Origin of the sequence: Rhizobium sp. BK181 (genome assembly GCF_014193305.1) — a bacterium.
In the GTDB taxonomy this organism is placed as follows: domain Bacteria; phylum Pseudomonadota; class Alphaproteobacteria; order Rhizobiales; family Rhizobiaceae; genus Rhizobium.
In genome coordinates this window covers 105,106-128,241 of record NZ_JACHZA010000003.1, presented here as the reverse complement: position 1 = coordinate 128,241, position 23,136 = coordinate 105,106, and the positions used below count along the sequence as shown (strand labels likewise).

General features: G+C 59.2%; 22 protein-coding genes. 20 read left to right on the top strand and 2 right to left on the bottom strand.

Features of this window, described 5'->3' with window-relative positions:
- The first annotated feature begins 420 nt into the window (after positions 1-420).
- From FHT77_RS10510 to FHT77_RS10480, 7 genes are all read left to right on the top strand, one after another.
- Positions 421-510, top strand: coding sequence for a K(+)-transporting ATPase subunit F (locus FHT77_RS10510; protein WP_183754975.1), 90 nt, complete (start codon positions 421-423; stop codon positions 508-510).
- Positions 511-572: 62 nt separating this feature from the next.
- Positions 573-2,276 carry a potassium-transporting ATPase subunit KdpA gene (gene kdpA, locus FHT77_RS10505; protein ID WP_183754973.1) on the top strand — a complete coding sequence of 568 codons (1,704 nt, stop codon included), beginning with the start codon at positions 573-575 and terminating at the stop codon, positions 2,274-2,276.
- 10 nt (positions 2,277-2,286) lie between these two features.
- Positions 2,287-2,442 carry a hypothetical protein gene (locus FHT77_RS10500; RefSeq protein WP_183754971.1) on the top strand — a complete coding sequence of 52 codons (156 nt, stop codon included), beginning with the start codon at positions 2,287-2,289 and terminating at the stop codon, positions 2,440-2,442.
- Between the two features lie 42 nt (positions 2,443-2,484).
- Positions 2,485-4,572 carry a potassium-transporting ATPase subunit KdpB gene (kdpB, locus tag FHT77_RS10495; protein WP_183754969.1) on the top strand — a complete coding sequence of 696 codons (2,088 nt, stop codon included), beginning with the start codon at positions 2,485-2,487 and terminating at the stop codon, positions 4,570-4,572.
- A 12-nt stretch (positions 4,573-4,584) separates the two neighbouring features.
- Positions 4,585-5,154 carry a potassium-transporting ATPase subunit KdpC gene (gene kdpC, locus FHT77_RS10490; RefSeq protein WP_183754967.1) on the top strand — a complete coding sequence of 190 codons (570 nt, stop codon included), beginning with the start codon at positions 4,585-4,587 and terminating at the stop codon, positions 5,152-5,154.
- Between the two features lie 62 nt (positions 5,155-5,216).
- A complete protein-coding gene (locus tag FHT77_RS10485) occupies positions 5,217-7,925 on the top strand; it encodes a sensor histidine kinase (RefSeq protein WP_183754965.1) in 2,709 nt (902 codons plus the stop codon).
- Positions 7,922-8,626, top strand: coding sequence for a response regulator transcription factor (locus tag FHT77_RS10480; RefSeq protein ID WP_183754963.1), 705 nt, complete (start codon positions 7,922-7,924; stop codon positions 8,624-8,626). Before FHT77_RS10485 ends, FHT77_RS10480 begins: the two co-directional genes overlap by 4 nt.
- A 6-nt stretch (positions 8,627-8,632) precedes the next feature.
- On the opposite strand, the gene FHT77_RS10475 is transcribed toward FHT77_RS10480, so the two are convergent.
- Positions 8,633-9,415 carry a class I SAM-dependent methyltransferase gene (locus FHT77_RS10475; protein ID WP_183754961.1) on the bottom strand — a complete coding sequence of 261 codons (783 nt, stop codon included), beginning with the start codon at positions 9,413-9,415 and terminating at the stop codon, positions 8,633-8,635.
- A 344-nt stretch (positions 9,416-9,759) separates the two neighbouring features.
- Here FHT77_RS10475 and galE point away from each other — a divergent pair, with 344 nt between their 5' ends.
- Positions 9,760-10,743, top strand: a complete 984-nt coding sequence (gene galE / locus FHT77_RS10470; protein ID WP_016556808.1) for a UDP-glucose 4-epimerase GalE — start codon at positions 9,760-9,762, stop codon at positions 10,741-10,743.
- A gap of 151 nt (positions 10,744-10,894) precedes the next feature.
- Here galE and FHT77_RS10465 read toward each other — a convergent pair whose 3' ends face one another.
- Positions 10,895-11,407 carry a DUF1993 family protein gene (locus tag FHT77_RS10465; protein WP_183754959.1) on the bottom strand — a complete coding sequence of 171 codons (513 nt, stop codon included), beginning with the start codon at positions 11,405-11,407 and terminating at the stop codon, positions 10,895-10,897.
- 316 nt (positions 11,408-11,723) lie between these two features.
- Between FHT77_RS10465 and FHT77_RS10460 the strand changes: the two genes are divergently transcribed.
- The 12 genes from FHT77_RS10460 to FHT77_RS10405 all read left to right on the top strand — a co-directional run bounded on the left by FHT77_RS10460 (position 11,724) and on the right by FHT77_RS10405 (position 22,953).
- Complete coding sequence (locus FHT77_RS10460; RefSeq protein ID WP_183754957.1) at positions 11,724-12,653, top strand: sugar ABC transporter substrate-binding protein; 930 nt, start codon at positions 11,724-11,726, stop codon at positions 12,651-12,653.
- Positions 12,654-12,722: 69 nt separating this feature from the next.
- On the top strand, positions 12,723-14,264 hold the full coding sequence (locus FHT77_RS10455) for a sugar ABC transporter ATP-binding protein (protein ID WP_183754955.1): 1,542 nt from the start codon (positions 12,723-12,725) through the stop codon (positions 14,262-14,264).
- A 33-nt stretch (positions 14,265-14,297) separates the two neighbouring features.
- Positions 14,298-15,323 (top strand): ABC transporter permease, encoded by a 1,026-nt coding sequence (locus tag FHT77_RS10450; RefSeq protein WP_016556812.1) that lies wholly within the window; start codon positions 14,298-14,300, stop codon positions 15,321-15,323.
- 158 nt (positions 15,324-15,481) lie between these two features.
- Complete coding sequence (locus tag FHT77_RS10445; RefSeq protein WP_183754953.1) at positions 15,482-16,540, top strand: dipeptidase; 1,059 nt, start codon at positions 15,482-15,484, stop codon at positions 16,538-16,540.
- Between the two features lie 48 nt (positions 16,541-16,588).
- Complete coding sequence (locus tag FHT77_RS10440; protein ID WP_183754951.1) at positions 16,589-18,232, top strand: ABC transporter substrate-binding protein; 1,644 nt, start codon at positions 16,589-16,591, stop codon at positions 18,230-18,232.
- 18 nt (positions 18,233-18,250) lie between these two features.
- Entirely contained in the window at positions 18,251-19,318 is a 1,068-nt protein-coding gene (locus FHT77_RS10435) for an ABC transporter permease (RefSeq protein ID WP_183754949.1), read from the top strand.
- Positions 19,315-20,250 (top strand): ABC transporter permease, encoded by a 936-nt coding sequence (locus tag FHT77_RS10430; protein WP_183754948.1) that lies wholly within the window; start codon positions 19,315-19,317, stop codon positions 20,248-20,250. Before FHT77_RS10435 ends, FHT77_RS10430 begins: the two co-directional genes overlap by 4 nt.
- Positions 20,247-21,080 carry an ABC transporter ATP-binding protein gene (locus FHT77_RS10425; protein ID WP_183754946.1) on the top strand — a complete coding sequence of 278 codons (834 nt, stop codon included), beginning with the start codon at positions 20,247-20,249 and terminating at the stop codon, positions 21,078-21,080. Before FHT77_RS10430 ends, FHT77_RS10425 begins: the two co-directional genes overlap by 4 nt.
- Positions 21,077-21,826 (top strand): ABC transporter ATP-binding protein, encoded by a 750-nt coding sequence (locus tag FHT77_RS10420; RefSeq protein WP_183754944.1) that lies wholly within the window; start codon positions 21,077-21,079, stop codon positions 21,824-21,826. The genes FHT77_RS10425 and FHT77_RS10420 overlap by 4 nt, the downstream gene beginning before the upstream one ends.
- Before the next feature lie 160 nt (positions 21,827-21,986).
- Entirely contained in the window at positions 21,987-22,181 is a 195-nt protein-coding gene (locus FHT77_RS10415) for a hypothetical protein (protein WP_183754942.1), read from the top strand.
- A gap of 124 nt (positions 22,182-22,305) precedes the next feature.
- Positions 22,306-22,470: a hypothetical protein gene (locus tag FHT77_RS10410; RefSeq protein ID WP_016556820.1), complete on the top strand. Its 165-nt coding sequence runs from the start codon at positions 22,306-22,308 to the stop codon at positions 22,468-22,470.
- A gap of 318 nt (positions 22,471-22,788) precedes the next feature.
- Positions 22,789-22,953 (top strand): DUF1328 domain-containing protein, encoded by a 165-nt coding sequence (locus FHT77_RS10405; RefSeq protein WP_016556821.1) that lies wholly within the window; start codon positions 22,789-22,791, stop codon positions 22,951-22,953.
- Positions 22,954-23,136 lie beyond the last annotated feature (183 nt).

Genomic DNA, 23,136 nt, shown 5'->3' with positions numbered 1-23,136 from the left:
CCTCTTCAAGCGTACCGAAAAGCCGGAAAGTGCGCTTTGCAGCCGTGCGGCCGGGCAATAGAACAACGGCGCCGCTTCTTCTTTTCCCCGAAGCGGCCTAGGACTAGCCTCGCTTCGGCGAGGCATTTTTCTTTCCCGTATTTATAAGATTTTTATATCCGCGGCCCGCCGCCAATCTCGAACGCTTATGCGCTTCAGCCGCATATTAATGTCCGAGAGATCCAAGGGATCATCTCCACGCCAGAAAGCATGAAAGGTGCCATCCGGTGGGTGGCGCCCTTTGTCTTGTCTGACTCCAGAAGAACAACAGGAGTCAAGATCGATGATGGACATAGTTCTACTCGCCACAGCAATCGTATTTTTCGCTCTGTGCTTTGCCTACACCAAAGCCTGCGACCGGCTCTGACCGGAGGAAGCGCCATGATCCTCGACTATATTCTCAGCGGTGCCGTCACCGTGTTCCTCACGGTATATCTCACCTACGCTCTCATTCGCCCCGAACGCTTCTAGCATCGCGTGCCTCTCCCAGCGCGCAACAGGTGGAACCAATCGGGTATTGAAAGTTACCTCCCATGACCCTCAACGGATGGCTTCAGATTCTGCTGTTCTGCGGAATCCTCATCGTGCTCGTCAAACCGCTCGGCGGTTACATGACGCGCGTCTTCAATGGCGAACGCACGTTTCTCTCACCGGTCCTCGTTCCAATAGAGCGGGGACTTTACGCGCTGGCCGGCACCAGCGAACGCGAAGAACAGCATTGGACGTCGTACGCCTTCGCCATGCTGATGTTCAACCTGCTCGGCACGCTCGTCCTCTATGCGCTGCTGCGCATGCAGGACGTCTTGCCGCTGAATCCAGCTGGAATGGCTGCGGTCGGCCCCGAACTCTCTTTCAACACCGCAACAAGCTTCGTCGCCAACACCAACTGGCAGAACTACGGCGGCGAAAGCACGATGTCCTATCTCACGCAGATGGCGGGCCTGACCGTGCAGAACTTCGTATCTGCGGCCACCGGTATGGCAATCGCCATCGGCCTTATCCGCGCATTTTCGCGCGCATCCGGCAAGGCAATCGGCAATTTCTGGGTCGATATGGTGCGTAGCACGCTCTACATCCTCCTGCCGATCTGCATCGTGTTGACGCTGGTCTATGTATATCTTGGCGTCCCACAGACACTGGGCTCCTATGTCGACGCGACGACCCTCGAGGGCGCCAAGCAGACAATCGCTCTCGGCCCTGTCGCCTCGCAACTTGCCATCAAGATGCTCGGCACCAACGGCGGCGGCTTCTTTAACGTCAATTCGGCGCATCCATTCGAGAACCCTGACAACATCTCGAACATGATCCAGATGGTGTCGATCTTCGCGATCGGCGCCGCCTTCACCAACGTCTTCGGCCGCATGATCGGCAACCAGCGCCAGGGTTGGGCAATCCTCGCCACCATGGGCATCCTGTTTGTCGCCGGCGTGGCTGTCACCTACTGGGCGGAAGCCGCCGGCAATCCGCTGATGCATGCCTTTGGCCTGCAGGGCGGTAACATGGAAGGCAAGGAAGTACGTTTCGGCGTCGCCATGTCCTCGCTCTTCGCGGTCATAACGACGGCCGCCTCGTGCGGTGCGGTCAACGCGATGCATGGCAGCTTCACAGCGCTCGGCGGCTTGATCCCACTCATCAACATGCAGCTTGGCGAAGTGATCGTCGGTGGCGTTGGCGCGGGCTTCTACGGCATCCTGCTCTTCATCATCATCGCGATCTTCGTCGCTGGCCTGATGGTCGGCCGTACGCCGGAATATCTTGGCAAGAAGATCGAAGCCAAGGAGATGAAGATGGCGGTGCTTGCCATCCTTTGCCTGCCGCTCGCCATGCTTGTCTTCACCGCGATATCGAGCGTTTTGCCGTCGGCCGTTGCCTCGATCGGCACGGCAGGTCCGCACGGCTTCTCGGAGATTCTGTATGCCTATACCTCGGCCGCCGCCAACAACGGCTCGGCCTTCGGCGGGCTGACCGGCAACACACCTTGGTACAACATCACGCTCGGCCTCGGCATGCTGATGGGCCGCTTCCTGGTAATCGTCCCGGCGCTCGCAATCGCCGGCTCCCTGGTCGCCAAGAAGACCGTCCCCGCCTCGGCAGGCACGTTTCCGACAGATGGCTTGCTCTTCGTGGGCCTTCTGACCGGCACGATCCTGATCGTCGGCGGCCTGACCTTCTTCCCGGCGCTGGCGCTTGGCCCGGTCGTCGAGCACCTGGTCATGATCGCCGGCCAGACCTTCTGAGGTGGACGCAATGATCCTTCGTCACAAGCTTCGTAAATCCTTCAACGCACGTCCCGGTTCGCCGGGACGTGACAGCCAGCGCATGACCCGCGCCTCCGACATCATTCTGGTGATGCTCGCCGGGCTCCTCGTCATCGTCGCGGTATTTCGGATCCTACACGGCTGATCGCCACAACGGTCGCCTTACTCTTTCAAGCTGGAGTCTCTTATGAGCCAGGCAAAATCAGCGAGCATCATGGATTCTCGCATTCTCATTCCGGCCGTGGGCGCCGCCTTCAAGAAGCTGAACCCACGCACCCTTGCCAAAAATCCTGTCATGTTCGTCGTGGCGACGGTTTCGGCGCTGACGACGATCCTGTTCGTCCGCGATCTCGTCAGCGGCGGCGGAAATCTCGGCTTCTCGTTCCAGATCAACCTCTGGCTCTGGTTCACCGTGCTTTTTGCCAACTTCGCCGAAGCCGTCGCCGAGGGCCGCGGCAAGGCACAGGCGGACTCTTTGCGCAAGGCCCGCACCGAAACCCAGGCAAAGCTCCTGACGGCCAACAACGGCACCGGCTATCGCCTGGTCCCGGGCACGAGCCTGAAGGTGGGCGACCTCGTCCTCGTCGAGGCGGGCGATATCATTCCCTCTGATGGTGAAGTCATCGAGGGTGTCGCATCCGTCAACGAAGCTGCCATCACCGGCGAATCCGCTCCGGTCATTCGCGAGTCCGGCGGCGACCGTTCGGCCGTTACCGGTGGCACACAGGTGTTGTCGGATTGGATTCGTGTCCGTATCAGCGCTGCAGCGGGACATACGTTCCTCGATCGCATGATCTCGCTCGTCGAAGGCGCGGAACGTCAGAAAACTCCCAATGAGATCGCGCTCAACATTTTGCTCGCGGGCATGACGCTGATCTTCGTTCTTGCCACCGCCACGATCCCGAGCTTTGCAAGCTACGCTGGCGGCTCTATTCCGATCATCATCCTCGTCGCTCTCTTCGTGACCCTGATCCCGACCACAATCGGCGCGCTTCTTTCGGCGATCGGCATTGCCGGCATGGACCGTCTCGTGCGCTTCAACGTGCTTGCGATGTCTGGCCGTGCCGTCGAAGCAGCCGGTGACGTCGACACGCTGCTGCTTGATAAGACCGGAACGATCACCCTCGGCAACCGCCAGGCGACAACATTCCGCCCCGTCCGCGGCGTCACCGAACAGGACCTCGCCGATGCGGCGCAGCTTGCTTCGCTGGCCGACGAAACACCGGAAGGCCGCTCGATCGTCGTGCTCGCCAAGGAAAAGTACGGTATCCGCAGTCGCGATATGACGAGCCTGAAGGCGACCTTTGTCCCCTTTACTGCTCAGACGCGCATGAGCGGCGTCGATGTCGAGGGCTCGTCCATTCGCAAAGGCGCGGTGGATGCCGTGCTTGCCTACGTGGGCGCCGCACCAGCGCCGGTTTCCGGCAATGCGGCCGTCGCCATTCGTAGCAACACTGAGGTCGTGCGGGAACTGCAGGCAATCGCCGATGAGATCGCCAAGCAAGGCGGCACCCCGCTGGCTGTTGCCCGCGACGGACGCCTTCTTGGCATCGTCCAGCTGAAGGACATCGTCAAGGGCGGGATTCGCGAGCGCTTCAACGAATTGCGGCGGATGGGCATCCGCACGGTGATGATCACCGGTGACAATCCCATGACTGCCGCCGCTATTGCCGCTGAGGCAGGCGTTGACGACTTCCTTGCCCAAGCCACGCCTGAGAACAAGCTGTCGCTGATCCGCGAGGAGCAGGCCAAGGGCAAGCTGGTCGCAATGTGCGGCGATGGCACGAACGATGCCCCTGCCCTTGCCCAGGCCGATGTCGGCGTTGCCATGAACACCGGCACGGTCGCGGCCCGCGAAGCCGGCAACATGGTCGACCTCGACAGCGATCCGACCAAGCTCATCGAAATCGTCGAAATCGGCAAGCAGCTGCTGATGACGCGTGGTGCGCTGACGACCTTCTCGATCGCCAATGACATCGCCAAGTACTTCGCGATCATTCCGGCGATGTTCCTGGCCTTCTACCCGCAGCTTGGTGTGCTGAACATCATGGGCCTCGCCACGCCGCAAAGCGCCATCCTGTCGGCGATCATATTCAACGCGCTGATCATCGTCGCGCTGATCCCGCTGTCGCTGAAAGGCGTGAAATATCGCGCGATCGGCGCCGGCGCGCTCTTGTCCCGCAACCTGCTTATCTACGGCGTCGGCGGCATCATCGTCCCCTTCATCGGCATCAAGGCGATCGACATGGTCATCACGGCCATCGGTCTCGCCTAAGGAGTTGACATCATGTTGAAAGAACTTCGTCCGGCAATCGTCATGATCATCGCCACCACAGCAATCACCGGCCTGCTTTACCCGCTCGCCATGACCGGCGCCGCGCAGGCACTCTTCCCGGCGCAAGCAAATGGCAGCCTGATAGAAAGGGACGGCAAGGTGATCGGTTCGACACTGATCGGCCAGGCGTTCACCAGCGACAAATATTTCCACGGCCGTCCCTCGGCCGCAGGCGATGGATACAACGCCGCCGCGTCTTCGGGCTCGAACCTTGGCCCGACGAGCCAGAAGCTGCTTGATCGCGTAAAGACTGATTACGAGGCGGCAAAAGCGACCAACCCGAATACGCAGGTTCCGATCGATCTTGTGACCGCCTCCGGCAGCGGCCTCGATCCGCACATCTCGCCGGAAGCCGCCTACTTCCAGATACCGCGCGTCGCCAAGGCACGTGGGATCGATGAAGCCAAACTCAAGACGATTGTCGATGCCGCCGTCGAGCACCCTGAACTAGGGATTCTCGGTGAGGCGACCGTCAATGTGCTGGCATTGAACCAGTCCCTTGATGCTTCTATGTCTGAGTAAGGTCAAAAGCCCCGGGCGCCTGTGCGCGCCCGGGGCTTGCTCGTCAAGGAAAGATAAAACGCATGCCGGAAGACAACCGCGACACGGTTGGAAGGCCCTCGCCCGATGCGCTGCTCGAGAAAGCGCGTCAGGAGACCCGCGGCCGACTGAAGATCTTCCTCGGCGCCGCGCCCGGCGTAGGCAAGACCTATGAGATGCTGGAATCGGGCCGCGCCAAGATGTCCGATGGTGTCGACGTGGTCATCGGCATCGTCGAGACTCACGGACGCAAGGAAACGCAGGCGCTCGTCAACGGCTTCGAAGCCATTCCCCGCGTCAAGATTGACTACAAGGGGCGTCCTCTCGAGGAAATGGATATCGATGCTATTCTTGCGCGTAGGCCCTCTCTTGTTCTGGTCGACGAACTCGCCCATACCAACGCCGAAGGCAGTCGGCATCCGAAACGCTATCTCGACGTCAAGGAGCTGCTCGACCGCGGCATCGACGTCTACACGACGCTGAACATCCAACACGTCGAAAGCCTGAATGACGTCGTCTCGCAGATCACGCGCATCCGCGTGCGCGAGACAGTGCCAGACTCTGTCATCGATATGGCCGATGACGTCGAGATCATCGATCTCACGCCGGAAGACCTGATTAAGCGGCTGCACGACGGCAAGGTCTATGTCCCAAAGACCGCCGAAAAGGCCCTGACGAATTATTTCACCGCCGGAAACCTCACCGCGCTCCGCGAACTCGCATTGCGCAAAACCGCACAGCGCGTGGACGACCAGCTTCTGACCCACATGCAGGCCCACGCCATCGCTGGCCCTTGGGCCGCCGGCGAAAGGGTGCTTGTATCCATCGATCAGCATGCGCGCTCAGCTTCGCTTGTACGCTACGCGTCGCGAATGGCCTCGCGGCTGCGCGCACCTTGGGCGGCCGTCTATATCGAGACCAATCAATCGATCAGCCTGACCGAGGCCGACCGCGACACGATTGCGGCAACGCTGCGCCTGGCCGAACAGCTCGGCGGCGAGGCCCTCACCATTCCCGGTCGCGAGGTGTCGGAAGAGCTGGTCCGTCACGCCGCCGCCAACAACGTGACTCACATCGTCATCGGCGCTCCAAGCAAGCCGACCTGGCGGGACTGGCTTCACCGCTCCATTGCCGACGATCTGATCCGAACATCGGGCAACATCAGCGTCCACGTCATTTCCGGCAGCGAGAAGGATGGAACGTCTGCACGCGGTGTGAAAGCAGCTCCGTCGTCCCCTGCCTTCAATATCCAGCCATACGTCTCCGCCACAGCCTATGTGGCGATCGCGCTCATCGCAGGCGTTGTGCTTGATCAGGTTCTTGACGTCCGCAACCTTGCCCTCGTATTCCTGATGGCAGTCCTCACATCGGCCGTCATTCACGGGCTACGTCCGGCGCTCTACACCTGCGTCCTCAGCGCACTATCCTTCAATTTCTTCTTCCTGCCGCCCCGTTATACGCTGACGATCAATGATCCGGAAAGCGTGCTGGCGTTGTTCTTCTTCCTGGGCGTTGCCGTCATCGCGAGCAATCTGACGGCAACGGTTCAACGCCAGGCCGCGGCTGCCCGACAGCGCGCCAGAACGACGGAAGACCTCTACCTCTTCTCGAAGAAGCTGGCCGGCACCGGCACACTGGACGACGTTCTCTGGGCCACGGCATTCCAGCTCGCCTCGATGCTCAAGGTCCGAGTCGTCCTGCTGCTGCCCGAAGGAGGCACCATTGCCGTCAAAGCCGGCTACCCGCCGGACGACACCCTCGATGAGGCAGATATTGCCGCCGCCCGATGGGCCTGGGAGCACAATCACGCCGCCGGCCGCGGTGCAGACACTCTGCCCGGTGCCAAGCGTCTCTACGTGCCGCTGCGAACCGGACGCGCGGCCGTCGGCGTGATCGGCCTGGACAATGACAGGCGAGACGGGCCGCTGCTGACACCTGAGCAACAGCGTCTTCTCGACGCGCTCGCGGACCAGGCCGCTCTTGCGATTGAACGCATTCAACTCGTTGCAGACGTTGATCGCGCAAAACTCGCCGCCGAAGCCGATCGCTTGCGCTCGGCCCTCCTGACGTCGATCTCACACGACCTGAAGACACCGCTGGCCGCGATCCTTGGCGCGGCAGGCACGTTGCGTGATTATCTCGATTCCATGCCTCCGGAAGATCGTGTCGATCTTCTGTCGACCGTCATCGATGAATCGGAACGGCTGAACCGCTTTATCGCCAACCTCCTCGACATGACGAAAATCGAATCCGGCGCAATGGAACCGAACTACGCGCTGCACTATCCCGGCGACATTGCCGGAAGCGCGCTGCGCCGTGCCGAGAAAATTCTCGCACACCACCAGACGGCGATAAGAATACCCGCCGACCTGCCTATGGTCCGCGTTGATCCCGTGCTGTTCGAGCAGGTACTTTTCAACCTGTTCGACAATGCTGCCAAATATGCCCCGGAAGGGTCATCGATCCGCATTGAAGCCTGGGCCGACGCATACAGTGTCATGATTCAGGTCTTGGACGAGGGGCCGGGTATTCCGCCGGCAGACGTGGATCGGGTCTTCGATACTTTCTATCGCGTGCGCAAAGGCGACCAGGTTCGCGCCGGAACCGGCCTCGGCTTGTCCATCTGTCGAGGCTTTGTCGAGGCCATGGGCGGCACGATAACGGCCGGAAACCGGAACGATCGCTCTGGCGCCGTCTTCACAATCCGTCTTCCGAGACCAACTGAAATTCCGAAATTGGATGAGCTCAAATGACCGGTTCAGCCGTAAAAATTCTCATCGTCGACGACGAACCCCCGATCCGCAAGCTGCTTCGCGTCGGTTTAACCGCACAGGGTTACGAAGTGAACGAGGCGCCGAACGGCGCGACGGCCCTGCAATCGGCAAAAGACGATCCGCCGGATCTGATTGTGCTCGACCTTGGTCTGCCAGACAAATCGGGCCACGAACTATTGCAGGAATGGCGAGACGCGGGCCTCACCCTGCCAATCGTCATCCTTTCCAGCCGCACAGATGAAACCGGCATCGTCAATGCCCTCGAAGCGGGTGCAGATGATTATCTGACGAAGCCGTTTGGCATGAACGAACTCGGCGCCCGGCTACGCGTCGCCTTGCGCCACCGTCTACAACAGCAGGGTGAGCGGGCGATCTTCCAGGCCGGCGGCCTGTCCATCGATCTCGTCAAGCGCATCGTCAAGATCGACGGCAGGGAAATCAAACTCTCGCCGAAGGAATACGACATCCTGAGGGTACTTGCCCAGCACGCCGGAAAGGTCCTGACGCACCAGTTCCTGTTGAAGCAGATCTGGGGGCCGGCCGCCGATGTCCAGTATTTGCGCGTCTACGTTCGCCAGCTGCGCCAGAAGATCGAACAGAGCCCGGACCAGCCACAATACATCACGACGGAAACCGGTGTCGGATACAGGTTGAAAGAAGCCGATCCGCCGCCGGCCTAAGTCGGTTCATCGGTACGCGCGCTCAGACCACGCTCGCATACCGAGCCCCACCATCACTTCGTAGGCGATGCGGCGGCGCATCGGATTGTGCAGTCGGATTGCCGTAGAACCCAGAAACTCGGTTTCAATGTGATCGAACGTCTTTAGCTCGGGCGAAGTCTTGATCGTCTGCGCGTAAAATTCATGGAACGGCCGACGGCAAACGTAAGTCTTGTATTTCGTCAGGCAGAAGACGGAATAGCGACCGGCCTCTTCACGCAGGAAGTCGGTCACGCCAGCAGTAACCTCGGGCCAGGCCGGATTGAACGTGTCGTCGAAAACGATGATGCCATGCTCGGCAAGCGACGCGGCGGCCAGGCGGCTATCAGCCTCGACATGGGGCAGCATGTGGCCACCATCGATGCTGAAGAAGCGAATCAGGCCGGCCCGCTCGATCACGTCCGCAGGCCGAAGCAGCGTGCTATCGCTCTTGATGACACGCTCTTCATCTACGGAAAGCCCGAGTTGGCGGCCACCCGCCGCAAAACGTTCATACTGCGTAAGACTATGATCCGGTTTCACGATGTCGAACGGATCGATAGCCACGATCTTCTCTCTGTCTCCGCATATCTTTCGCAGGAGGAAGTAGGATCGGCCGTAGTAAACACCTATCTCGGCCAAGCCGCCTTGCAGGGAAGCTGATTGCTGGGAGCGCAAAATAGCAAGAAAGACCAGCGCGTCCGGCGGATCAATGTATCCTTCAATCGCTTGAAGATCATGGAATATGAATTTTCTGACCGATGAATTCATGGCACCGCGCCTTCCGATGCATCAACAGCCCCCCGAGAGAGACAATGTTTCGCAGAAGAAAGGAACATAAGTCAATTCTATTTAAGCTGGAGCGGCATATGTCTTTAGAGATGCATCAGGTTGCTTAAGCATCTGAAGTTTTGATGCAGAGATCTATTGAGAAATCCGCGCCGCCACTAAGCCGGCGGACAGTCAATCCGGCCGAAAAGCTTCGATCAATCAATTTGCTAATGCCATCGCTGACAAAATGATGCCCTCGCCGCTCGCCGGTCGTTTCGTTCTTTTTCTTGCCATCGACCTGTCCTAAGTCTCCTCTCCATCGAAACGAGAATTAAAGGTGGTGCATGGCAGGTGAAACGGTTCTGGTCGTGGGCGGCGCTGGGTATATTGGCTCGCACACGTGTCTCGATCTTGCGAACAAGGGCTTCAAGCCGGTCGTTTTCGACAATTTCTCCAACGGTCATCGCGAATTTGTGAAATGGGGACCCGCGGAGGAAGGGGACATCCGGGATCGGGCCCGTCTTGACGAGGTCCTGGCCAAGCACAAACCAGCAGCCATCCTGCACTTTGCCGCCCTCATCGAGGTCGGTGAATCGGTCAAGGATCCGGTAGCCTTTTACGAAAACAACGTCATCGGCACATTGACCCTTTTGGCAGCCGCCCAGGCTGCTGGCGTGAAAGCGTTCGTGTTCTCGTCAACCTGCGCAACCTATGGCCTGCCGCAGAGTGTGCCGCTGGACGAGACGCACCGCCAGGTGCCGATCAATCCCTACGGCCGCACGAAATACATCGTCGAGCAGGCGCTTGCCGACTATGACAAGTACACGGGCTTTCGCTCGGTCGTGCTTCGCTACTTCAACGCAGCCGGCGCCGATTTCGAGGGTCGGATCGGCGAGTGGCACCAGCCTGAAACCCACGCCATACCGCTGGCGATCGACGCCGCACTGGGTCGCCGTGAAGGCTTCAAGGTCTTCGGCACCGATTACGAGACGCGTGACGGCACCTGCGTCCGCGACTACATCCACGTCCTCGATCTCGCCGACGCCCACGTTCGTGCCGTGGAACATCTGCTTCGGGGCGGGGAGTCGGTTGCCCTCAATCTCGGCACCGGCACGGGAACGACTGTTAAGGAGCTTCTTGGCACAATCGAGCGCGTCTCGGAGCGGCCGTTTCCGGTGGAATATGTCGGTCGTCGTGAAGGCGACTCGCACACGCTCGTTGCCAACAATGACAAGGCGCGGGAAATTCTCGGCTGGGCGCCGCAGTACGATTTATCTCAGATCATCCGCTCGGCGTGGAACTGGCACGCGAAATCAAATCAGCACTGAAATGCATCCATGATCGGTCGAAGACGTTACGTCAATCACCGCGCTCAGTCGGCGCGATGATTGACGTGCGTGGCCGGTCCTGATGCACGGCGACGCTGAAGGCGATAGGCCTAGTCGGCGCGAAACGAGTTAGGCGCGATGGCCCTCCGACCTATCCGCCGAGGCGTCCGAGGTAATCCATCTTGCCGACGGGTACGCCCTGGTTACGAAGGATCGCGTGAGCCGTTGCAAGGTGGAAGAAGAAGTTCGGCAGTGCAAAGGTCAGCACGTATTCGTCGCCGCGGAACGTGAGCTTGTTGCCCCCTGGCGACAGAGTGACTTCCCGCGTTTCCGTTCCCTCGAGCGCTGCCGGCGCGACGGTAGCGAGATAGGCTTCCGTCTTGGCAACACGCTCGCGCAACTCGGCGATCGTCGCCTCGTTGTCCTCAAATTTGGGCGCATCGCTGCCGGTCAGCCGCGCGATCGCCAGTTTGGCGCTATCGGTCGCGCGCTGATACTGACCCGAGAACGGCAGCATGTCCGAAGTCAACCGCGCGGTAACGAGATCCGCGCCATCGATCCCTCTTTCTTTCGCGAAGTTCTCGGCTTTGTCGAGATAGGTCTTCAAGCTTTCAAGACCGTGCTGGAAGACGGGAACTGTCAATCGGTACATCGAAATAGGCATCGGTTTCTCCATGGTAGGCAGCGACCTGCTGCCGCTGGCGCATATAGTTCGCGCGGGAACGCTTTTCAGCGCCAGCCAAGGTGTCTTCGCGCGATTTTCGCGGTCGGCCCGGGATCCATCATTGAAATGGACTTGACGCCTTTATCAGAAAATGGAATGAATATTCCGTGATGCAGATTTTACGGTTCGTTTGTTCCGTTTCTTGACGGACTGCCAACGGGAGATGGCCCAACGAACATATACTGGCTTTTGGGCATGGCCCGGAGCTCCGGCGTGAGGAGGGTGCAGCCGGACACCGCTTTGTGGAGGAAAGAAAATGAAGAAATTTATCCTGGGCACTGCCATGGCGCTCGTCCTGTCGACGGCCGCTCACGCTGAAACGGTCGGCGTCTCTATGGCGCTGTTCGACGACAACTTCCTGACCGTTCTGCGCAACGGCATGCAGGACTACGCCAAGACCATGAACGGCGTGACGCTGCAGGTTGAAGACGCGCAGAACGACGTGGCCAAGCAGCAGAGCCAGATCCAGAACTTCATTGCGTCCAAGGTCGACGCGATCGTCGTCAACCCGGTTGATACCGACGCTACGGCGGCGATGTCGAAGATCGCAGCCGAAGCCGGCATTCCACTTGTCTATGTAAACCGCGAGCCGGTCAACGTTGACGCTCTTCCGGACAAGCAGGCTTTCGTTGCTTCGAATGAGCAGGAGTCCGGCACCCTCGAAGCCAAGGAAGTTTGCCGGCTGCTCGGTGGCAAGGGCAAGGCCGTTGTAATGATGGGCGAACTCTCCAACCAGGCTGCGCGCATGCGCACCAAGGACGTCCACGATGTCGTGGCGACCGATGAGTGCAAGGGCATCCAGATCATTGAAGAGCAGACGGCTAACTGGTCCCGTACCCAAGGTTCCGACCTTATGACGAACTGGCTTTCCAGCGGTCTCGAGTTCGATGCTGTCATCTCGAACAATGACGAAATGGCAATCGGCGCGATCCAGGCGCTCAAGGCAGCCGGTAAGGATCTCAGCAAGATCGTCATCGGCGGCGTTGACGCCACCCAGGACGCACTCGCCGCCATGCAGGCGGGCGACCTCGACGTGACGGTCTTCCAGGATGCAGCAGGTCAGGGCAAGGGTGCGCTCGATGCAGCTCTGAAGCTGGCTAAGGGCGAAAAGGTGGAAAAGAAGGTCTATATTCCTTTCCAACTCGTCACGCCTGAGAACGTCAAGGACTTCGTCGCAAAGAACTGACGTTCAGAGCATCGGGATGCGGGCATGGTCCGCATCCCTTCCTTCAGTCCGTGTCCGGGAGGAAATGAGATGGTTGTCAGCCCGTCTACCATGGCCGCAGTGCGTCAAAGCGGCGTTGTTCCGAATGCGGAATACCTGCTGAGCGCCGAAGGCGTACGCAAGGAATTCCCCGGCGTCATCGCGCTTGATGACGTTCAGTTCCGGCTGAAGCGCGGTACCGTGCACGCCTTGATGGGCGAGAATGGCGCGGGCAAGTCGACCCTGATGAAAATCCTCGCTGGCATATACATCCCAGACAAGGGCGAAGTACGCCTCAAAGGCGTCGAGATTCAGCTGAAATCACCGCTCGATGCGCTGGAAAATGGCATCGCGATGATCCATCAGGAGCTGAACCTGATGCCCTTCATGACCGTTGCCGAGAACATCTGGATCCGGCGCGAGCCGAAGAACAAGTTCGGCTTTGTTGATCACGCAGCAATGTTCCGCCAGACGGACGAGCTGTTTCGACGGCTGAATATCGATATCGACCCGGAGATCCAGGTTCGCGATCTTTCGGTTGCCAACAGGCAGATGGTCGAAATTGCCAAGGCGGTTTCCTACAATTCCGACGTTCTGATTATGGATGAGCCGACATCGGCACTGACCGAGCGTGAGGTCGAGCATCTTTTCAGGATCATTCGCGACCTTCGCGCTCAAGGCATCGGCATCGTCTACATCACGCACAAGATGAACGAGCTGTTCGAGATTGCCGACGAGTTTTCGGTGTTCCGCGACGGGCGCTACATCGGCACCCATGCGTCGACAGACGTCACCCGCGACGACATCATCCGCATGATGGTCGGTCGCGAGATCACACAAATGTTCCCGAAGGAGGAGGTGCCGATCGGCGACGTCGTCCTTTCGGTCAAGAACCTCTCGCTGAACAATGTTTTCCACGACGTCTCGTTTGATGTGCGATCCGGCGAGATCCTCGGCGTTGCCGGACTTGTGGGATCCGGTCGATCGAACGTCGCGGAGACCTTGTTCGGCGTAACGCCGGCGACATCGGGCACCATCGAACTCTTCGGCAAAAAGACAGATATCGCATCGCCAACCGTCGCAATCCAGAACCGTATGGCGTTCCTGACCGAGGACCGCAAGGAAACGGGCTGCCTACTGATCCTCAGTGTTCTCGAGAACATGCAGATCGCCGTCCTCCAGGACAAGTTCGTCAAGGGTGGCTTCGTGCAGGAAGGCTCGATCGAGGCAACCTGTGAAGACATGGCCAAGAAGCTTCGCGTCAAGACGCCAAACCTCGATGAGCGGGTGGAGAATCTGTCCGGTGGCAACCAGCAGAAGGTTCTGATCGGTCGCTGGCTGCTTACCAATCCGAAGATCCTCATTCTCGACGAGCCGACACGTGGCATCGATGTCGGCGCCAAGGCCGAGATCCATCGTCTTGTGTCGGAGATGGCGAGGAATGGAGTGGCAGTGATCATGATCTCGTCGGAAATGCCAGAAGTGCTCGGCATGAGCGACCGCATCATGGTGATGCATGAAGGACGCGTAACCGGTTTTCTCAATCGCGACGAAGCAACGCAGATCAAGGTGATGGAGCTTGCCGCGCAATGACGCGCGGGCTCCGGGAACCGAAGGGAGGATATCATGAATACCAACGCAGCTGAGGCGGCAGCCCCACTCGCAACGCGGGCGCGCAGACGACGCGTTCCGCCGGAGCTCAGTATTTTCCTCGTTCTGATTGGGATTGCGCTTGTCTACGAAGTTCTTGGCTGGATCTTTATCGGCCAGAGCTTCCTGTTCAATTCGCAGCGCCTGACGATCATGATCCTCCAGGTCTCCGTCATTGGCATCATCGCGGTGGGCGTGACGCAGGTCATCATCACCGGAGGCATCGACCTGTCGTCCGGCTCCGTCGTTGGCATGACGGCGATGATCGCGGCGAGCTTCGCGCAGGCGTCGACGTGGCCTCGGGCACTTTATCCGTCGTTGACCGACCTACCATTCTTCATTCCGATCGGCGTAGGTCTCCTGATTGGCCTGGCGGCCGGTTTCATCAACGGACAGCTGATCGCAAGGACCAAGATCCCGCCGTTCATCGCCACGCTCGGTATGATGGTCTCCGCACGCGGCATTTCGAAGTGGTACACCAAAGGCCAGCCGGTTTCGGGGCTCACCGATCAATTCAATTTCATCGGCACCGGCATTTGGCCTGTGATTGTCTTCCTCGTCGTCGCGCTGATCTTCCATATCGCCCTGCGCTATACCCGCTACGGCAAATTCACCTATGCAATCGGCGCCAATCTTCAGGCAGCGCGCGTTTCCGGTATCAATATCGAGGCGCACCTCATCAAGGTTTACGCCATCGCTGGTCTCTTGGCAGGTCTTGCCGGCGTGGTCACCGCAGCCCGCGCTCAAACCGCGCAAGCAGGCATGGGTGTCATGTACGAATTGGACGCGATTGCTGCGACGGTCATCGGGGGCACGTCTCTGACAGGTGGCGTCGGTCGGATCACCGGCACGGTTATCGGCACGATCATCCTCGGCGTGATGACCTCAGGCTTTACCTTCCTCAGGGTTGATGCGTATTACCAGGAGATCGTCAAAGGGCTGATCATCGTGGCCGCTGTCGTGATCGACGTTTACCGGCAAAAGAAACGCGCGAAGCACTGACGAAAAGGACTCTGGAACGGGAGCCTCGGCTCCCGTTTTTCGTTTCCGCTAACCATTGCTACCGAACCGCAAAAATTCTGAAAAAAGGGGTAGCGTATTCCGCCAGCTTTTCTATTCTGCGCTCTTCATATCGCCCGCTCGGGCACACAGGAACGCAGATGCAATTCGTATTCGACGGCCATAACGACGTCCTTCTCCGGCTTTGGACACATGAACGGGATGGCGGCGATCCAATCGCTGAATTTTCAAACGGAACTGATCTAGGCCACATCGATGCTCCACGCGCCAAGGCTGGCGGTCTGGCCGGTGGCCTTTGTGCAATCTACGTTCCTTCCGGCGATCTCGTCTTCGCCGATCCCGACAAGAACGGTCATTACGTGACTCCCCTTGCCGCGCCGCTCGAACCGCTTTCGTCGCTGAATATCGCGACGGAGATGGCCGCAATCGCGCTTCGCCTCGACCGCGCCGGCGCCTGGCGTCTTTGCCGCACGGTAAAGGACATCCGCAAAGCCATGGCCGACGGCGTCTTCGCCGCGGTGATGCACATGGAAGGTTGCGAGGCAATAGGCCCCGACCTGGCAGCGCTCGAAGTGTTCCATGCCGCCGGCCTGCGATCACTCGGCCCAGTATGGAGCCGCCACAATATCTTCGGCCACGGTGTGCCTTTCGCTTTCCCGATGTCGCCGGACACGGCCCCCGGCCTGACCGAAGCGGGCTTTGCCCTCGTGCGCGAATGCAACAGGCTTGGGATCCTGATCGATCTGGCGCACATCACCGAGAAAGGCTTTTGGGATGTCGCAAAGACGACCGATCAGCCGCTCGTTGCTAGCCATTCGAACGCCCATGCACTGACACCGGTTGCCCGCAATCTCACCGACAAACAACTCGACGCCATTAGAGAAAGCCGCGGTCTCGTCGGCGTAAACTACGCGACTGCGATGCTGCGCAGCGACGGACGCTCCGACGGTGACACGCCACTGAGGGATATGGTGCGCCATATCGACTATCTGGTCGAGCGCGTCGGCATCGACTGCGTGGCGCTCGGTTCGGACTTTGACGGCGCGACAATTCCTGAAGAAATAGGGGATGCCGCAGGCAATCAGAAGCTCATTGCTGCCCTCCAGCGCGTTGGCTATGGTGCCCGAGATCTTGAAAAATTGGCCAGCGGGAACTGGCTGAGAATTCTGGCTTCGGCGTGGGGAGAAGAGGCCGCCTAAGCTTGCCGATTGCTTTGTGTTGAAATGGAAAACAGGGGAACAAAAACCATGATAGTCAGCAAATTCAACCGCACTTTCCGCGCACTCTCTGCGGGGGCAGCGCTCTCGATCATGATGGCAGCCGCGCCGGTCGCCTTCGCAGAAACGCCGAAGGACACGCTGGTCGAAGGCTTCGCCATCGATGACATCATCACCATGGATCCGGGCGAAGCATTCGAGCTGTCGACGGCTGAGGTCACGAGCAACACCTACAGCCTGCTCGTCCGTCTCGATATGAGCGACACGTCGAAGGTAAAGGGTGACCTTGCTGAGAGCTGGACGGTTTCCGACGATGGCCTGACCTATACCTTCAAGCTGAAGCCCGGCATGAAATTCGCGTCCGGCAACCCGATCACGGCTGAAGACGTCGCGTGGTCGTTCGAACGGGCCGTCAAACTCGACAAGAGCCCGGCCTTCATCATAACCCAATTCGGCATCAACGGTGACAACGTCACCGAGAAGGCGAAGGCAACGGATGAAAGCACGTTCGTCTTCACCGTCGACAAGCCCTACGCGCCGAGCTTCGTGCTGAACTGCCTGACGGCAACCGTGGCATCCGTCGTCGACAAGAAGCTGGTCATGGATCACGTCAAGTCCGTGACGCCGAGCGCCGACTACAAATACGACAACGATTTCGGCAACGAGTGGCTGAAGACCGGCTATGCCGGCTCCGGCGCCTTCAAGCTCCGCGAATGGCGCGCCAATGAAGTCGTCGTGATGGAGCGCAACGACAACTATTATGGCGACAAGGCGAAACTCAACCGCGTTATCTATCGCTTCATGAAGGAAAGCTCGGCGCAGCGCCTGGCGCTCGAAGCCGGTGACATCGATATCGCGCGCAACCTAGAGCCCGGTGACCTCGACGCAGTCTCCAAGAATGCCGACCTGACGACTGTCAGCGCGCCGAAGGGCACTGTCTACTACGTCAGCCTCAATTCCAAGAACGAGAACCTGAAGAAGCCTGAAGTCCAGGAAGCCTTTAAGTATCTCGTCGACTACGATGCGATCGGCTCGACGCTCATCAAGGGCATCGGCGAAATCCACCAGACCTTCCTGCCCAAGGGCCAGCTCGGCGCGCTCGATGAAAACCCGTACAAGCTCGACGTCGCCAAGGCCAAGGAACTGCTTGCAAAGGCCGGCCTGAAGGACGGCTTCTCGGTAACAATGGACGTCCGCAATACGCAGCCGGTAACCGGTATTGCTGAATCCATGCAGCAGTCGCTCGCCCAGGCCGGTGTCAAGATGGAGATCATCCCCGGCGACGGCAAGCAGACCCTGACGAAGTTCCGTGCGCGCACCCACGACATGTACATCGGTCAGTGGGGTTCGGACTATTTCGACCCGAATTCGAACGCCGATACGTTCACCAGCAATCCGGACAACTCGGATGCCGGTACCGTCAAGACGCTCGCCTGGCGCAACACCTGGGAAGCGCCGGAACTCGACAAGGAAACGAAGGCAGCCCTGCTGGAACGTGATGGCGCCAAGCGCGCCGCCATGTACGAGGACGTTCAGAAGAAGTTTCTCGCAAACAGCCCGTTCGTGATCATCTTCCAGCAGATCGAAGTCGCAGGCGCCCGCAAGAGCCTGAAGGACTTCAAGCTCGGCCCGAGCTTCGACACCAACTATGTCGGCCCGATCGGCAAGGAATGATCCGGCAGGATTGATCCGTTGAGCATCGTTGAAACAAAGATGGAGGCGCGGCCCAAACGGGGCCGTGCCGTTCCCATTGCCAAGGCGGTCGGGCGATTTCTTGTCGCCGCCGTCACGACTTATCTTGGCCTCCTGGCTGTAACCTTCTTCATCGGCCGCGTCGTACCGATCGATCCCGTCCTTGCCATCCTCGGTGATCGTGCGCCCACGCACGTTGTCGAGCGCGTTCGTCGCGAGCTCGGTTTCGACCTGCCGCTCTACCAGCAGTTCTATATTTACCTGAAGAGCATCCTGTCGGGCGACTTCGGGACCTCCGTCCTGACCACCAATCCCGTCATGGTCGACATCAGGCGTGTGTTTCCCGCGACGATCGAGCTTGCGACGCTCGGGACCATTATCGGATCGGTCATCGGCGTGCCTCTTGGCGTGCTTGCTGCTGTTCGGCGCGGCAGCATTGCCGACCAGGTTGTCCGTGTGATTGGCCTGATCGGTTACTCCGTCCCGATCTTCTGGCTTGCGCTGATCTCGCTGGTGATTTTCTACGCGCAATTGCGATGGGTCGCCTTCCCGGGCCGCATCGATATCGTCTTCGAGTACAGTTTTACGCCGGTGACCGGCTTCTATCTAATCGACAGCGCCATGCAGGGGCAGTGGGACGTTTTCTATGACGTCTTCCGCCACATCATTCTGCCTGCCTCGCTGCTCGGATACTTCTCGCTTGCCTACATCAGCCGCATGACCCGCAGCTTCATGCTCAATGAACTCAGCCAGGAATATGTGGTTGCCGCGCGCGCCAAGGGGTTGTCCGAAACACGGGTGATCTGGGGCCATGCCTTGCGCAACGCCGCAGTGCCGCTCGTCACCGTCATCGCGCTCTCCTACGCCGGCCTGCTCGAGGGTTCGGTATTGACAGAGACAGTGTTCTCATGGCCGGGCATCGGACTCTACATCACCAATTCCCTTCAGAATGCCGACATGAACGCTGTTCTCGGTGGCACCATCGTCATCGGCACGGTTTTCATCGGCATCAATCTTCTGTCCGATCTTCTTTATCGGACACTCGACCCTAGGACGCGAAGCCGATGACGGTTCCCGCACATCAATCAGCGCCGATGAGCCGCCGCGAGTGGCTGCTTTCCGATCGGCCACAGTCGCGCAAACAGGCGCAATTGGGCCGAGCCTATGTGACATGGCGCCAGTTCACCGCAAACCGCCTGGCCGTCGTCGGATTGCTGATCATCATTGCCCTGCTGTTCGTGGCTGCCTTTGCAAACCTCCTCGCAACGCATTCGCCCATCGTTGGCGACCTGAAGAATGCGCGGCTGCTTCCGCCCGGCGCTGAGGGTTATTGGCTTGGTACCGACGACCAGGGCCGCGATATCTATTCACGCCTGATCTACGGCTCCCGCCTAACGCTGCTCGTCGTTGTTCTCGTCGCCGCCATCTCGGCGCCAATCGGTCTGATCGTCGGGACGGTGTCGGGTTATGCCGGCGGCTGGGTGGATGCGACGCTGATGCGCATCACCGATATCTTCCTGGCCTTCCCAAAGCTGGTTCTGGCGCTCGCCTTCGTTGCGGCACTCGGACCTGGGATCCAGAACGCCATCATCGCGATTGCGATCACCTCTTGGCCGCCCTACGCTCGGATTGCGCGCGCGGAAACGCTGACCGTCCGCCGCTCCGACTACATCTCCGCCGTCAAGCTGATGGGCGCATCGCCGCTGCGGATTGTGGTCCGGCATGTCATGCCGCTCTGCCTTTCCTCACTCATCGTGCGCGTCACGCTCGACATGGCTGGCATCATCTTGACGGCCGCTGGTCTCGGCTTCCTCGGCCTCGGCGCGCAGCCGCCGCTTCCTGAATGGGGCGCGATGATCGCCTCTGGCCGGCGCTTCATCCTCGACCAGTGGTGGGTGGCAGCCATGCCAGGCTTTGCGATCCTCATCGTCAGCCTCGGCTTCAACCTTCTCGGCGACGGCCTGCGCGACGCGCTCGACCCGAAGGAGAGCGGCCAATGACCGACCTCCTCACCGTTCAAAACCTCAAGGTCAGCTATCCCACGCGCACGGGCGTGATCGAAGCCGTTCGAGGCGTCTCGTTCACGCTTGGCAAGGAACGCCTCGGGATCGTGGGCGAATCCGGCTCAGGCAAGTCCCAGACGGGGCGCGCCATCATGGGCCTGACCCCAAAGCACGGCATTGTTTCAGCCGACAAGCTCGATTTCAATGGCATCGACCTTCTCAGCGCATCGGCCAAACAGCGCCGGCAACTGCGCGGCAAGCGCATCGCGATGGTCTTGCAGGATCCCAAGTATTCGCTCGACCCTGTCATGTCGATTGGCCGGCAGATCTGCGAGACACTTAGAACGCACGAAAAGGTCGGCAAGGGGGAGGCGCGCGATCGCGCTCTCGCAATGCTTGAGGCCGTGCAGATCCGCGATCCGAAGCGGGTCTTCGACCTCTATCCGCACGAGGTCTCGGGCGGTATGGGTCAGCGCGCCATGATCGCCATGATGCTGATCGCCGATCCGGAGCTACTGATCGCCGACGAACCGACCTCCGCATTGGATGTCACGGTCCAGCTCGATGTTCTCAGGATCATGGACCGGCTCGTCTCGGAACGCGGCATGGGCCTGATCTTCGTATCCCACGACCTCCGCCTGGTCTCATCCTTCTGCGACCGCGTCATCGTCATGTATGCCGGCAAGGTCGTGGAGGAACTCAAGGCGTCCGAGCTCAAGAATGCGCGCCATCCCTACACGCAGGGCTTGTTGAACTGCATGCCCCAAATCGGCGAAAGCAGGCATCCGTTGCCGGTTCTGGATCGCAAGCCGGAGTGGGCCGCATGAGCGTTGCACTTTCAGTCGGCAAGCTGAGCGTTATCTATGATCACTTCCACGCGCTGAGAGACGTCAGCGTCGATATCGAGTCCGGCGAGTCATTCGGTCTGGTCGGCGAGTCCGGATCGGGAAAATCGACGCTGCTTCGTGCCGTTGCCGGCCTGGCGCCGGTGGCAAGCGGTTCGATCAAAATCCATGGCGATCCCCTCGTCGGCGCCAAGCGATCCAAGACCTTTTACAGACAGGTTCAGATGGTCTTCCAAGATCCATACGGATCCCTGCACCCGCGCCAGACCATCGATCGCCTCCTGCTCGAGCCGCTGGCTATCCATGGCATCCGCGACAGCGACATGCGGATCGCCCGCGCTCTCGATGAGGTTGGACTTGGAAACGGTTTCCGCTTCCGTTACCCGCATCAGCTTTCCGGTGGCCAACGCCAACGCGTTGCGATTGCCCGGGCATTGATCGTCGAGCCGTCCATCCTCCTGCTTGATGAGCCGACCTCAGCCCTTGACGCTTCCGTGCAGGCCGAGGTTCTGAACCTCCTCGAACAGGTGCGGCGGGATCGCAAGCTGACCTTCGTTATGGTCAGCCATGATCTCGGCGTGGTTACCCATATGTGCGATCGCCTCGCTGTGATGCGCAATGGATCCGTCGTCGAACGATTAACATCCGCACAGCTGGCAGGGGCGGCCGTGTCCGAGGACTACACGCGAAATTTGATGGTGGCCAGCAAAGGTTTCGTCAAAGCGTGAAACGCAATCCTTTCAACGAATTGTTTTCGCTAGGGCTCGGCGGGCCCTAGCCTTAACGATCCGCTAAAACACGACCATTCAACTAGACTATTGACACCCGCCTTACTTCTGTCATGATCCCGTTAACGCCCGTTAATTTTCGTGATCATGGAGATCAAGCATGTTTTTTCTCGGCGGCATGACCATGGGATATCTGCACCCACCGGCCAAGACCGATAGAAAAGCTGCAGCTTCGACCTCGATTCCGGCGGAGAAAGACCGGCGGCTCCTCGAAAAACCGGAACCCAAAGGAAGCCCGCGCCAAGCGGTGGAAGATGACCGCTCCTTGCTCTGGGCCTGGCGGATTCTTGTCTAATTCCACCCAAAGGGGCGGATTTTTTAACACCCCCTAGCAGGACAGAATTTTATCTCTACCTATCAGATAGAGAAAATACGAAAACGCTCTAACAAAAAAGAACACGGAGAAACGGAGGCAACACATGGCAGACCTGGGTATCTCGCATGCTCATGTGAATCAGTATGGTTCCGTCCAAACCAAGAAGCCGGGCACGACCCGCAGCAAGATCCAACTTGCTATTAACGCAACGCTTGTCACGGCGGCATTTGTTTTCGTCGCAGCTCTCGTCTTTGGCGTCGTAGGCTAAGCCAGAGAATATGTCGTAGTGGCACTTGAAGGGTGCCGCTGCGGAACTATCCGCTTAGCTGCTCATTCTCTCCGCACAGACATTGTGAAAAGGGAGAATGACGATGAAAGGCATTTTACTCTGGTTGATCGGCATTCCGATCCCGGTAATTATTCTGCTCTACCTCTTCCACGCATTCTAAAATTGCGATCGATTAGCGGTTATGGCAAGGCGCGTCACGGGCGCGCCTTTCCTTTTGGCTGGGGCGGTCTTGTAGCTTTGACGGAACCAATAGAGCGACCTCCCGTTAATTCCATCAGCTAAGACAAGGAGATCGCCATGCTTTATTATGCACTCGTATTTCTCGTTGTGGCGCTGATCGCCGGCGTATTGGGCTTTGGCGGCATTGCCGGCGCTTCCGCCTCGATCGCTCAGGTTCTTTTCTTCCTGTTCCTGATTCTGTTCGTCGTGTCTGTGGTCATGCGCCTCATGCGACGCACCTGACGAAAACCTATCTACAAAGTGAAAGCCGGCGCTTGCCCAAGCGCCGGTTTCCTTTTGTCGGTAGGTGCGATCCCACGTGCGGCCGAAATGCCTCCTTTGAAACATCTTGACTTGAATTATCGCAATGGTGTCCAACTTTCCCGGAATGGCTCCAAAAGGGTGGAGGGCACAACGGAGCCGTGT